The following is a 14,245-nucleotide window of genomic DNA, read 5'->3' as shown; positions in this document are numbered from 1 at the left end:
CGACCGCCTCCTATAGAGTAGTGAGATAGACGTTGTGGAAAGTTAGCAGACTATTAGCGGTGTACTTATCACCGCTGCCGAATTGCTGGCAGTATACGCCGACTGTCATATCAGGCTTAGTGTGGATCATGACACCACGAGTACCGGTGGCCATTAGGAATTCTTCGTTTCCATCGGGACGAATTGCGGCTGGCATCTTGATACATTCAACTTCTTGCACGATGTCCTTATTTACACCGAACGCCAGCCGGACTTCAACCAGCTTAAAGCTCCCAAAATCAGCGACACGATAGGCACAGTTGTACCCGTTGTTGACGTGATCCCAGTCGTAAGCACCGTTCTCGTATTGAATACCATCACGTTTCCAATCTGATAGTTTCCCCAATTGATCAGTCGTGGCCAGATTTTTAGGCTTGTTCTGAATGATTGACCAATCAGAGCCGACCAGTAGGTTCTTATTATCTTTATCTCGTAAATAAGCTTTAGTAGCTTCAACCATATTCATTCCTCCTTTTAGTGGTAGCGGACAAGGTTATCCAGGTTGTCCACTTTCTTTTCTAGTTTTGCAATTCGGTCTACCAAGTCACCGTTCTTATCACCGAAGCCAATCAGTGATTCGATATCAGTCTCGGGGTAGACCTGCCGCTTATTGCCTTCGTCATCTTCAACGAACAGTTTTACGTGTGGGTTAAAACTCATAATCTAGCCTCCTAACCTGGCACAATCGATAAGTCTTTAATTTGACATTCCGTATATCCCATACGGGGTGTGTCTTCCTGCACCGTTCCTTGCGGTGAGTAGGACATACCAGCCGAATCCGTTCCTAGGTCACGAATCTTAAGGTTGATAGCCAGTGAATTAGAACCAGCGCCTTCATAGTCAGATTCTTCAAACTTGACCCGTGTTTTTTCGATGTTAATCAAATGCGCGTGTAAATCCGGGAACGTGTGGTTCTCGATATCTACGCGCGCATCAATTACTTCATTTGGCTGTGGGATTTGGTTAAGTTGGGCGGCAAAACGAACTTCCCAACCGTCCGTAATGCCTTTCAGGTAGTTACCTAAGTACTTACCGTAGTTGGCAAGCACCGACCAGTTGTGGTTCTTCTGTTCGTAAGCTTGTGAGTTTTGGAACGGCGACGGTTCGTACCAGATATCTAAGTCAGGCATTGAATCAGCCATTTAGACCGCCTCCTTATACAGTTGTGCTAGTTGTATCTGCAGCTTTCTTATCATCAGGTTGCAGGTACTTAAGTGCCTTAGCCTTAGCCAGATTCAGCACATCGCTAATCGTGACGTTATCAAAGGTCTTATCCTTACCCAATTCGTCAGTCTTGATAGTCAAATTACAACTAACGTATTCACCGTCAGAATCATTACCGTACAAACCAACTTGAGCATCGGAAATATTACCGTCAGCATCGTAGTTGTAGGTAAACTTATTCATGTAAATGTTCATTATTGTTCATCTCCTTGTGCTGGTTCTTCTGGCTTTGCTTCTACCTTCTTAGCAGCCTTTAATTGTGCCTTTAGCAAGGCAATTTGTAGTGCCTTTTCAGCAATGTCACTTTGCAATTCTGCAATAACTTCGTTTGCATCTACTTTTTCATTCATACTTTGAATTCTCCTTTTTCTTTAATACCGTCAACATGGCGTAAACGGTAATTCTCATACCCTTTACGCTTAGCCTTTAGCTCCCAACCGAATTGGGCGTTGGGCTTATCCGATTTAACAACAAAGCGATTGCCAAACCGCTGGTCTACCCAGACGTGACAATCGCTATATGGTGTAATAAATACTTGATATGTAACTTTCGTATTAATCGTTTCACTAAAGATTTTGTCGATACCAATTACTACTTGACCATTTTCACCAGTATCCGCTTCTCCAATATCGCCGAAGTAATACTCAGCAGTTTCATAAGCATTGATACCAACATAGCCTTGGGAAGTCTTAACCACTGAATTTTTTGCACCAGTTACACGCAGACCGTTAACATTTAATGGGGCGTTGACATTAAACGCAGCGCCATTACCGGCAAGCACAAATTCAATCTCATTACCGTTATTGCCTTTTCCAAAATAAGCACCCATTTTGTCGTCCTTTTGAACGTCAAATTCGGAATGGTCAATCTTACTGTTAAGGTAAACTTGGAAACCAAAATGCTGTGATAGCCTTGTAAATTCATGGTCACTTACCCATTGGTAAATTGAAGATGTTTTTGCTCCTCCATTAACATAATCGTTACCGAATTCGTCCATGGGGTTAAAAACACCATCTAAATCAACCATTAATTTCGGGTGTCCCATCGTACCTGATACCCCAGTAACGGTTCCATCGGGGTTGAGATTCCCACCGCCCCATGTCGTAAGTTGAATTAACTTGGTGTCCGCAACTGTTAAACCACCGGCTGGGTTGATATAGGTATCAGCCCCAATCATTGAGCTACCACCGGCATCGAGAGGGGCACTAAGGTCCTTAAACCAATAGATATTATCTTTTGAAGTCTGAAAAAACCGGCTTTTGGTTCCCGAACGAAAGGTAACCCCTGATAGCAAACCAGCTTCAATATCATTGGCTGAGAAGTTTTTAACGTGCATATTACCCACGTCAAGTGTCCCACCGTGGATATTGTCAGCGGTGAGGTTAATCACTCGAATGTTACCGGCGTCCAGTGTTCCCGACGTAATCTTATCCGCCGCAATATCTACAATTGCCGCAGAAGGAATAAACGCCGTTCCACCGAAGACTACTGAGTCAGCGTCCAGGAAAATCTTGCTAGACTGAATCAGTGTCCGACCGGCTTCGAGGTTGATTTGGCTGATTAACTTACCTTTAGTAACACGTAAATTAATGTCGTCACGAAGCATATCAAAACTACTTTGGACGTCATGCAAAGTCGTATCAGCATATTTAAGGACCAGGTTAGTAATCTCAATCGTGCCTTTGAAACCGTCACAACGAATACATAGGTTCTTAGCGTTACCCTTTTGCCAGGAATCATCATTGACAGTTATCGTCATACTATAGCTGCCCTTCTTACCTTTAGCGGCAGGAGTGGCGTTAACAATGGTTCCCCAAGGAACCCAAGGGTCACCGTCTAGTTGTGGAGTCAGTTTCGTATCGTCGCTGGCAACATAGTCAAATGACAGTATCAGCGTTGAACCCTTATCTACGTCCTTCATACCAACTAAAGGAGCGACAGGAGGGTACTCGTTTTCCTTGCCTGTGTAAGTAAGAGTAACGTCAGTTGCTTGGGCAATGATTGAACCAGATAACTTGACTTGTAAGGCGTTAGCTAACTGAGTTATCTGTGATTGATTGGCTTTATCCTTAACAGTAGTCTGTAAACCATCGACGGCTTGAGTGACATTGGTTAACCTGTCGTTAGTCGAGTTAATCAAGTTACCGTTTTTATCAACGGTCGTCTTTAACTCAGTGATGGTACTACTAAGCTTAGTAGCAGATTGGTCGACTAAGGCTTGGGCTTGCTTAGCCGTTGTAAATCCCTTGTCGTCAATCATCTTATTAACCGTCGTACTATCGACCTTCAACTTAATCTCGTTATTTAAAACATTAACCGCTGCCGAATTATCAGTAGCGGTTTTATTAATCTTATCAACGGTTGTCTGGTCAGCCTTTAGGGCAATTGCCTTACTGTTCTGGTCAATCGCCGTCGTGTTCTTAGCAATCGAAGCTATCGCACTATCTGCCTTAGTCGAAGCGGCTTGGGCGTCCGACTGCGCACTGTCGGCCTTATCAGATACCTTTTTTAGTTCTGTTGATTCGGCCTTACTACTAATCTGACCGGCTTGCACTTCTAGTTGAGCAGTCGCACTGCTCATTTCACCATCGAGCTTGTCGATTGATGACTGGTCAGCCTTAAGGGTAATAGCACTTTTGTTTTGTTCAATCGCTGTACTATTAGCGGCAATCCTTTTATCAGTATCAGACTCAACCGCACTCATACGAGATGAGATTGACTGAGCTGTTGCCTTAACCTCTGCTACGTCACTTTTTGCGTCGGTAGCTGTAACAGAAGCCGCGCTAGCCGTTGTCTTTGCAGTGATTGCATCACTAGCAGCATTGCCAGCGGTGATAGTAGCTTCACTAGCCGTAGCTTTAGCAGCTAAGATATCGTTTTGTACATTCTTCATGTCAACAGTGACTTGCTTAGCCGTAGTCATCGCAACAGCGGCGTCACCTTTAGCATCGATAGCCGTGATATTAGCCTCGCTGGCCGTTTGAGTAGCAACCGTTGCGTCGCTCTGGACGTTTTTAACGGCTGATTGTAAGGCTTCCGTCTTCGCATTAAGTGAATCAGCGGCGGCTTTAGCTTTAGCTACTGCGTTGTTAATTTGACCAGTGACGTTTTTTAATTGGGCAACCTGGTCGTCTCTCAGTTTGGTGACATCATCGGTCGTTTGCTTGATACTGTTTTGGATATCCTGAATTGCACTACCAGTGGCAAGATTCTTAATCCTATCTAGCGCATCGCTAGCACTTTGCTTAGCCTCATCGACTGCTTTATTAACATCTTCAATAGCCTGCTTATTAGTAGCAGAATCATCGACCGCCTTACCAGCCTGTTTAACCGCATCATCGGCACGTTTAACAGCGTCTTTAATCTGGATAACCTGGTCGTCAACCACCTTTGCTACTCGGTGTAGGTCAATACTCAGGTTATTCATATCGTTACCATCAAAGATATTGACCCACTTAGTACCTGTCCACACGTTCAACTGAATTAAGTCGGTATCATAATCAGCAATCGCATGAGGCACCGCGGTATTAGTGTGCGCTTGAAGGACTGGTTGTTGAGCCTGACTGTCCGCCGGTGCTTGGCTTGCTGGTGTTGTCGGTTGTACCGGAGTTGTTGGTTGTTCCGGAGTCGTGCTTTCCGCCGTTGTTGTCACCCCCTTTTTCTTTTAGTTCCTTACTACTATATGGATTGGCCCATATAGCGCCGGGTTTAACCGTGTGGCCACTAGTAGGGTCTTTTTTGGTGTAGTAGACCTCAGGCATTCTATCCAGCATGGCGTTGGCAAGTTGCTCCATTCGCTTTAAGTCAGAGCTATAGGTCTGCGCATGAAGGATAGACGCTTGCAAGTTGTCATACGTGATATCAGTACCCTGACTTGGGTCAAACGGGTATAGCGTAAATCCGACAACCGTTACCGTCGTGTTATACGACGTCTGGGTTGTTTTATCTGATTGTTCTACTAAACTGCCCTTCTCGGGAATGGTTAGGTAAACCTCTTCGCCAGGTACTGGTACTAGATTCGTCTCAGTGATAACTTCCACACTGATAACCGGGTCAGGTACCAGCTGAGTTAGTGCGTACTTTCTCATCGAATCAGGGTCTTTAAACCGGTCGTCTTGTACGTCTTCACCAGGGTGCAGGCCCCACATTTCAATCGAATGGTCGTCTTGCACGGTAAAGGGCTGGAAGTAGTAGGACACTTGGTCAGATGATGAGGAATCATCTTGCTTAGTCGTAACTGTTGTTGTCACCGTCTTAGTAGGGAATATCTTGTTGTGAATAGCGTCATTACGGCCGTACCAGGTTCCCCAATTCCAACTAATTGGTTCCATTTTGCAAACCTCACCCGGTTGTGGCTCATAGATACAAGTGTTATGATCCAGCATTAGTTCAATGTGGTGTGTACCACCATGAGGGCCGAAAAAGGCAACATCACCGGTTGTAACCTCTGAGTAAGGTATCTCTCTGAAGTTATGTTCCATCGCAATCGTGTAGGCCGGAATCTCAATCCCATAGTCGTGATAGACCTGGCTTACATATCCGGAACAGTCCATACCTGCCCAAGGGTTAGCTTTATTGTGCCCACCCCAGACATACGGAACACCAAGATATTTTTTGGCGTCCGCAATAAATTGAGCACTGTTATCCTCAGTAATAACTTTGGTTTCCTGCTTTTGCTGTGGATCGCTTGGTTGTGGTTGGTCAGGTACATTAGTACCACCACTAGCAATACCGTTGGCAATAACGTCAACTGGATTTAACCAGGTTCCGTCGTCCATAAAGGCGTGCTGATATGCAACCGCAATTGGCTTGTTACTAATACCAATATGCGTGTGGTCTTGGGTTACTCTCGCTAAAGGTGTACCAACATTAACCTGTTGACCAACATTGACATAAATATCGCTACGTCTGAAGCCTTCCTGATATATGATGTTGTAACCATCCGGGGATTTAATCCAGATAAACCACCAATAGGTATAAGAACCAATCTGATAAACAGTACCAGGGTGAACAGCCAAGCAATTACCGTTGTAAAGACCAGCGCCAAAGTCAAAACCATCATGATAATCGTTAGTAGAACCCGGACGAATCCAGCCAGTATGTCCGTATTGCTGACCATTTAAGGTAACTCTTGGTCGACCATTAGCCGGGATATTAGGGAACGGCCAGCCCCAGCCTAAATTAGCCATTGGCACGTCCCCCCCAGCCTTTAATCATGCTGACACACCAAGCCATAGGCCGGCCATACCGTCCTGGGTTCTCGTGTGCTAGTTCCATAACAGCGGCGGCCGTACCTTGTAAGTAAAGTCGACCAATCGTACCCTTGTGGAATTCGGCATTCCATTGGGCCCGCATTTGCGGGGAAGTCCAGGCACCAAAACCACTAGCAGGAGTAAAACCATCACTGTAGGCCCACTGTTTTATCCAGTTACATACACGAATGGCGTCTTGATAAGGGTCAGCTAAGTGATTAGCAAAGTGGTTCAACCACGACCAGGCCATCGGGTCTTGTTCGGTTAAGTCGTAAGCAAAGAACCACTCAGGACTGATACCTTGTCCTTTAACGGTGTCGTAAAGACGATTAACGTCAACACCCCAAGCATGGACACGGTGGTCACGTGCGGCAAAGTCCCTAAGCATAGCGTCTTTATTAACACCAAAATCAGAATTGATAGGTGATTTAGCAAAGGCTTCGGCACTAGCCAATGAAGCACCTGGGGTAACGCCCGGCTGCTGTGGTTTCTGTGTAGGTTGCTGATTACCAGTATTCCCACCGGTATTCCCGCCTGCGTTGCCGCCACCATTATTATTGTTCGTAGTGCTACCAGTACCACTGTTGCTACTACCACCGTTTTGATTATCAGCTTGGTTATCGTTGTCGTCTTTAGTAGCACCGATAGCCAGGACTTGATTAACGATATTAGTAGAATCTTCAGTAAGCTTCATATCAGTTGAGTGGTACTTGTAAACCATTCGACGACCGTAATTCTTTTTAAAGCTACCCGGCGCATAAACGTTAATAGTCATACCCTTGGGATAAACAATAGTGCCCGGCCAGGTTTCAATGATTTTTGAAATCATATCCTTACCCGAACAGGCACCAAGGTTTTCGATTTGCTGTTTATCAAAGTCACCAAACACGTGATACGTGAAGCCAAAGGGATTAGCCTTCTTGTCGTTAAGAAAGTAATCTAAAACGGCGTCAACCGTGTACGTTAACGTACCATTTCTGACATTTCGTTGACGTACCCGTCCAATTTCAGAATTGACATATTGCATGGCCGTAACCGTATATAACTCCGACCCGTTGTCGTCTTCTTCAATGTTTTTGATAATAAATAAGTCGTTATTAAAGACAATTATTGATTCAATCGCAATGCACGAGAAGGACGGCGAGCCGTCATCATAGGCAACAAACTGAATTTGATTAGTCTGATTGTTTTCATATTGCCATTGGAAGGAATTTTTCATAAAGCAAGTAAGGGCTACCTCGTGCTTATCGTGTAGCCCTTTAATAGTCAATTTATCATCAATTTTAGGCGCATCATCGACCTCTGTATCAACGCTTGCATTAACTGAATCGTTAACAACGATAGAACCGTGCCGCATCTTAAATGAGCAGTGGGTCTTTTCCATTCCTGTCCAGTCGAACATATCGTCAACCGTAGCAGACCGAAATACCAGCCCATTACCGTCCGTTTGGTCAGCAAATAATCGTACAGCATCACCATCTACAAACATGCTTGGGCCTTCAACCCAACCGTCAATCAAGCTATCATGTGGCCCAAACTTTTGCGGTGTTGGCGCAAAATTAACTGGAAATTTTTGATAAGGCCCTATGTAATCATTCGAGCTAAAAATATAGTTCCCAGCAATTGTAAGATAGTAAATCCCATGAATTACTGTGATGTCGGGGTCAATCCGCCAAGTGTTGTCGATGTCATCAACGTAAAAGCTGACTGGCTGATTCTGTACAGTAATTTCATCGGTTTTAGGATCGAAGTTGGCAATTAAGACATCAAAGGTACCTTTATCCATATCACCTGCACAGTAGACAATATGATATGCACCGTCATTATCCTGAAATATTTCAGGTGCCCATAGGTTTTTGTAACTGCCTTTATCCAGTCCCTTGAGCGGCGTAAAAGTAATGAAGTCATTAGTCTTATAAAAACCACCCGTACCAATGATGTAATAGTAGTCGCCAATCTTCTTTAGAAAGCCATCACGCAGCCCCTCTAATTGGTCGAAACCAGTAACCTCTTCCCATTGAGTAAGATTATTAGATACTGCCATCATCGGTGTCGCCTGCCAGGGATTCTTCTCTGTCGGGTGTGACATGAATCCAAAGTAGGTATAGCGATAATTTTCTAAAGCTTCTAGTGGTGAAATCATAGTCACACCTCCTTAATTCAAGTAAACAAAGCGGAAATGGAACCGGATATCCACGTTGTCATAACCGTAGATTTTAAAGTGGTTCCACTTCCGTTTTAAGCGAACCCAAGCAAGATTAGTTGCACCATTATCAAGTTTGCCGTTTTTGAAGACAGATAGTTTATCCCAAACGAGCGTGTCTTCGGGGGCTAGTGGTTCGGTGTAGATAATCTCGTCCCCAGTGGTTTCGTTAATCATGTCAAACTTCCCATGAAAGCCCGTCACAATAATTTGTACTGGGTACTTCTCACGTGGATCCAGGTCAATGTCGCTAGCGTTGTAGATGTCGAAGTTGTGTGTATTAATGAAGTGATATTGCAAGTCTTGGCCGTTCGGTAAGTTCATACCGTACTGCCAAAGATTCTTGTCGTATTCCATTAACTCGTCACTATATGCGTACGACCACTTGACACCAGATGGATTATCGAACGGGATTGTAAACTGCACGATGTGTGTGCCATCCTCTGGATTTTTAATCTCAAAGTTACCAGCACGAACGAATTTAACGATCCCGGGTTCTGCATCGGTTCTGATCCGATATAATCCCTTTTGCATGAAGAAGCGAGCAATCTCGTGCTTCTTCATTTTGTAGTCGTACCAGTCACTATACTTCAAGAAAAAACGGCTGTTGATCGTATTCATACCGATCTGTGAATATGAGTACGCTTGACCGTCCGTAACCGCATCTTGTGCGTAAGTGTTAGTAAGAATCGGGTCTGAGTCATCATCGAGATAACGCAACCCGCTGGTAATATCTTCTGCGTCAATCTCATCACCATCCGGCGGCTTAATGAATAACTTCGGCCAGTTATACCGGATATGTGAGATGTCTAAATCTTTTCCCGCCAATCACGTCACCTCCTATACGAATGACTGGGCGTGGGCTAAGTTAATGTCACGTTGAGTACGTTTGTACCGTGCGTTAGGGTCTGTAGCCGTAGCAGTAACCCCAATCAGCTTATCAAGTAGACTGATCATAGCTTGGTTCTGTGATAAAAGAGAATCAAACTTTTTCTCTAGTCTTGATAAGTCGGTTGGTTCACTCTGTGAGGCTGTCTCAGTCGAACCAGCGTAGTAGTTAACCACCTGCCGCATTAATTGCCATGCTCGTGAGGACTTCATTGTGTCCAGTGGAATAGCCATTTCAGCCCCTGCTTCACCAAAGATGGACGGCTGAGTAGCAAGACCACCATTGGCAAAGTGCGGCCAGAAATTATCACGCCGGCCACCCTGTGGGCCAGAGTGTAACCAGTCGATCTTGCTTACACCACGAATAATGGTCGAACCAATCGAGTTAAGCCAATCGCTGTTGTTAAAGAAAGCCAGCAACTGGTTGAAGTCATTCATACGTTCGCCGTGCCCAGGTAAAGCATATTTAGCAAAGGTACCAGGCGTATATTGCAAGATACCACCGGCCTCGTTACCACCGGAGTTAACATCGTGAATCTGTTGCATGATATTACGCCCGCCAGATTCACTCATAATTACTTGCCACAGCAAGCCAAAGAAGCCATCACTAGGTTTCAGTTTGTTGATAGTAGCAGCAGCCCGCATCATGTCACGAGATAAAGATTGGTTCTCAAATGAGTAGAGGAAATCAGTGATGGTGTGACGTACCCAGTGCGTCATACCATCGGTAATCTTGTCCCATTCACCGTGGGCTAATTCACCCCAGTGGCCAATTTGACCATAGTCGCCACCAACGGCGTTTTGGATAAGGTTCTTCATTTTCTGCACAGGTGTCTCAAGGTAATCTTCCATTGACCGGAACTTTTCACCAAGACCGCCGATAGCGTCACCGATACCAGCAACCCAATTTTCAAGTGCGCGAACAAAACCGCCACCAGCAAAGTGTTGAATGCCGACAAGACCACCATCGGCGTAATGTTCAACACCAGCAGCGTTCATGATTCCTTTGGTTTCTTCCCCGTTATAAACACGGGTACCAACCGGGAGCATTAAGGTTGCATTCCGCTCCTGACTCATTCCCCAGGAACCGTCAGGAAATTGCATTAATTCCTTCCAGTTACTACCAGGGCCGTCATTAACAACGGCTAAGGAACGATGAACAACACCACCTTGGGCGAAGTGAATCTTTCCAATTTTTCCCATGCCAGAGCTATGACCAGTGAAGAAATTCCAGACCTTATCGATAGCGCCGATACCACCATTAATAATGTCAATGGCAGCATTCATACCATCGCCAGCAATTTTCTTGATAGCATCCCAAATCTTAGCGAAAAAGTCTTTCAGGCTGTTCCACATGCTGGTCCAACCACCGTTGATGTTGTTTAAGCCAATTTTATGAATTTGGAAGTGAGCAGATGTCCCGTTAGTAGAAGTGTTTAAGATGTTCTTCCACATATCAGCATTGAACTTAGCAATCCGACTGGACATTGTCTGGTGCTGACGCAATTGAAGCTGTACCCCGTGACGAGTTAACTGATTACTCCGGTTCCAGCCTTGAGTTACATAACGAGCCAGATTTCTCCACAAGCGTGAATGAAGTCGATTGACTTGCTGAGTGAAACGCTGGTGTTCTCGCCGTTCACGTTGAATCCCTCGACGGGCAAAACGTAGGCTACGGTTCCAGCCTTGTTGAATCGTTCGACCCAGCCGCCGCCACAGCTGTTGCGCAACCCGTTGTTGTTGACGAGCAGACTGTTGTTGAAGCCTAAGCTGGCGACGAGTAGCTTGTTGATGTTGGCGAGCAACCCGGCTTAAACCACGTTGAGTATTTCGACTCAACTGGTTCCACATTCGTTGGTTAGCACGCTGTTGCTGACGAGCAGAACGTTGTTGCTGGCGCTCCATGTTTTGATGACCACGTTGCCAATTTCGAGTCATCGTTGAAATATGTCGTCCAGCTGTCCGGGCCATACTACCAAACCAACGGCCAACTTTTCCAGCCATGGATCGTGCACTAGTTGCAAGATTATTGCAAAATCGTCTGAACTTGGCATTATGCTGATAAAGCAATTGCAATCCAGTAACTACCAAAGAAATTGCACCTGCTGGGCCACCTAGGATTGCAAGACCAGCACGGGCAATACTTGCACCACGTGCTACAAGTGACATTCCACGCAGAGCGGTTGTCCCACTAGTCATAGCACTAGTACCAAGTCGTGTAAGGTTGGCCGTTGCTTGAGCTGTGTTAGCAGTAGCCCGAACATTTACATTTTTAGGGACTTGCCGTGCTTGACGCTGAACTGCGTTGAGGTTTCGGTCAGCTTGTGCAGTGTTAGCAGAAACTCTAGTCGTTTTTTGCTTAGGTAAGCGGTCTAAGCGATTACTGTAAGACTGCAAATCTCGTGTCGACTGTGCACCATCAACCTGAATCCGCGTAGTCTTCCTGGTTGGAATTTGACGGAGCTTACCTGAAAATGTTTGGATTGCCTGACTAGCAATTTTAAGAGTTTTAAATCCCTTAATCCCCGCTTGTAGTGTCCTAACAGCACGGGAAGCTAGTAAGAAGCTAGTGATCAAAGCCGCACTTGTCTTAGGGAACCGCGCCATCAGGTTAAGCACTGGTAGCATTACCTTAGACAGATCAACAAAGACCGCCGCAAACAGCTTTGCTTGAGCAGCAGAACCAGTCTTAAAGGCACTGAAAAAGTTAGCAATCTGGGTATGGTGAGCAGCTACAATATCACCAAACTGACGCACACCAGACGTCAAGCCACGAATGGCGTTGTCCATCAGCTTAGTAGCACTGATATTGTTGCCACCGAACGCCTTGATGATTTGGTTCATTGACCTAGCCATCTGATTACCGAGTCGTTGAAATTCGGTATCGGTCGACTTGTCATTGATCCACCGTCTTACCGATTGTAAGAACGGATTACTAATCTTCATAAATGGACGAGTAACGTCACCAATCAGCTGTGGTGTACGAGCCCGAATAGTACGGAAAACACCGAAATATGAGTTCATCATGTTCTCGGCGGCTTTCTTGTACTTGCCATTCCCTAATGATTCAAAGACATCCTGCAAGTCCTTCGACGTGATCTTACCGGCCTTAGCCATCTGCCGCATACCCTTAACGGTAGTATGGAAGTGCTTAGCCATCGCCTCATCAATCATCGGGAAGTATTGACCAATCTGGTTCAATTCGCCTTGGGTAATCTTACCGGTGGCCATACCGTGAACCATATCCTGCTCAACGGCCTTAATCTGCTCACCATTCAAGCCAACGGCGTCGGCCATATTAAGTAGAGAACTAGTCATTCCGTCGGCTTGTGACTTACTCGAATTCAGGTGGTAAAACCCTTGTTCCAGCTCATTAACAACATCAACGTTCTGCCCAGTTGCCTTCGACATACTATTAATTGAGTCGATCATCGGTTTAGCCTTAGAAGCAGAACCAGTCAAGGTTGTCCAGGTTGATACCATCTTGTTTTGTTCAACGTTATATTCAACACCGGACTTAATTAAGTCACCCATACGAGCGCTAATTGAACCTAAAGCGTTGGTGAAAAGGTTAGCGGCGGCAGTAGCACCGAAAATTCGACCAAAGGTAGTCGATACCCGGTCGGCTCTGCCTTGAATACTGTCAAGACGTGAAGCAACGTTACCAAGCCAGCCCGTTGGTGTACGCCGCATGGTTTCGTTCAGTTGATTGATCTGGTTACGAGTATCCTGAATCTTGGTACCCAGCTCTTGAACCCGAGTGGCTTGTCGTAGATATTCTGCTGAGGTTTCACCCATTCGCGACCTGGTAGAATCAAGCAGTTGGACTTCCGATCGTTGAATTGTCCGCAAAGTATCCAATCGTGACCGCAGGTTATTAATCTCCACAGTCATTGCCTGGTAGTTCTGCCCTTCTGAACGTAACCGTTCAGCAGTTGCAGAAGCCAATGCACCCTGAGCTCGCATGGTGGCGTTCAAACGAATGACACCACTATTTTCTAGGTCAACTTGCTGGGCAGCTCGTTGCCGTTGAGCTTGTAAGCTTGCCAGCTTAGCCTTAGCACGGTCAACCTCTTGACCATACTTAAGAAACTGTTCGGCGGACTTAACCGTCCCGGTGTCGAGACTATCAAGCTCTTGCTTAGTACGTGTAATCGCTTCGTCAAGTTCTTTATACCGTGCCTTTCCTTTTTCAGTAGTGGTATCGAGCTTGTCCATCTCTTCACGGTATTCGTTGAGCTTCGACCGTAATTCAAGGTATTGATCGGCAGCTTCCTTATCAATCGTATTCATCTCAGATTGCTTACGCTCAAGGGCTTCAATCTTATCGCGTTGAGCACTGATAGCATTGCCTAAGCCTTCGTACTTAGCCTTAGCCGCACCAGCATAGTCACCAGCTGCACGCATATTAGCTACATTGGCTTTCCATGCTTGAGTAGCACTATTAACCACCGTTGTTAGATTGCGGACTGACGTGCTGGCCTGAACCATATCTAGGGCAATCTTGGTCGCCATGACATTACTTACTTTTGGCATTTATTTACCTCCTTTCCTCTTTGATTGCGCAGCACGAATACCCATGATTGCACTAAGTGGGTCAACTGCACGATCTTTTTGATCCTTAGCAGACATTATTTCT

Annotated in this window: 9 protein-coding genes and 1 pseudogene; all 10 read right to left on the bottom strand. The window is 45.5% G+C overall.

The features are described 5' to 3' along the window. Nucleotides 1-10: 10 nt before the first annotated feature. Complete coding sequence (locus QOS01_RS00505) at nt 11-499, bottom strand: hypothetical protein (RefSeq protein ID WP_283620615.1); 489 nt, start codon at nt 497-499, stop codon at nt 11-13. A gap of 14 nt (nt 500-513) precedes the next feature. Then, entirely contained in the window at nt 514-699 is a 186-nt protein-coding gene (locus QOS01_RS00500; protein ID WP_283620614.1) for a hypothetical protein, read from the bottom strand. Nucleotides 700-710: 11 nt separating this feature from the next. Beyond that, entirely contained in the window at nt 711-1,181 is a 471-nt protein-coding gene (locus QOS01_RS00495) for an alpha-amylase (RefSeq protein ID WP_283620613.1), read from the bottom strand. A gap of 13 nt (nt 1,182-1,194) precedes the next feature. Further along, nucleotides 1,195-1,458, bottom strand: coding sequence for a hypothetical protein (locus tag QOS01_RS00490; RefSeq protein ID WP_283620612.1), 264 nt, complete (start codon nt 1,456-1,458; stop codon nt 1,195-1,197). Beyond that, nucleotides 1,458-1,613 carry a hypothetical protein gene (locus QOS01_RS00485; RefSeq protein WP_283620611.1) on the bottom strand — a complete coding sequence of 52 codons (156 nt, stop codon included), beginning with the start codon at nt 1,611-1,613 and terminating at the stop codon, nt 1,458-1,460. The genes QOS01_RS00490 and QOS01_RS00485 overlap by 1 nt, the downstream gene beginning before the upstream one ends. Further along, a complete protein-coding gene (locus QOS01_RS00480) occupies nt 1,610-4,915 on the bottom strand; it encodes a hypothetical protein (protein WP_283620610.1) in 3,306 nt (1,101 codons plus the stop codon). Before QOS01_RS00480 ends, QOS01_RS00485 begins: the two co-directional genes overlap by 4 nt. A gap of 178 nt (nt 4,916-5,093) precedes the next feature. Beyond that, nucleotides 5,094-6,452 (bottom strand): annotated as a pseudogene (locus QOS01_RS00475) (NlpC/P60 family protein); the annotation flags it as partial. After that, entirely contained in the window at nt 6,445-8,658 is a 2,214-nt protein-coding gene (locus QOS01_RS00470) for a phage tail protein (RefSeq protein WP_283620609.1), read from the bottom strand. The gene QOS01_RS00470 and the pseudogene QOS01_RS00475, both read right to left, overlap by 8 nt. Before the next feature lie 12 nt (nt 8,659-8,670). Further along, entirely contained in the window at nt 8,671-9,546 is an 876-nt protein-coding gene (locus QOS01_RS00465; RefSeq protein WP_283620608.1) for a phage tail domain-containing protein, read from the bottom strand. A 12-nt stretch (nt 9,547-9,558) separates the two neighbouring features. Further along, nucleotides 9,559-14,142: a tape measure protein gene (locus QOS01_RS00460; RefSeq protein ID WP_283620607.1), complete on the bottom strand. Its 4,584-nt coding sequence runs from the start codon at nt 14,140-14,142 to the stop codon at nt 9,559-9,561. Nucleotides 14,143-14,245: the final 103 nt, after the last annotated feature.

The organism is Limosilactobacillus avium (genome assembly GCF_947381485.1).
Taxonomy (GTDB): domain Bacteria; phylum Bacillota; class Bacilli; order Lactobacillales; family Lactobacillaceae; genus Limosilactobacillus; species Limosilactobacillus avium.
Note: the sequence above shows the minus strand (reverse complement) of the source record. Positions and strands in the feature narration are given on the sequence as shown.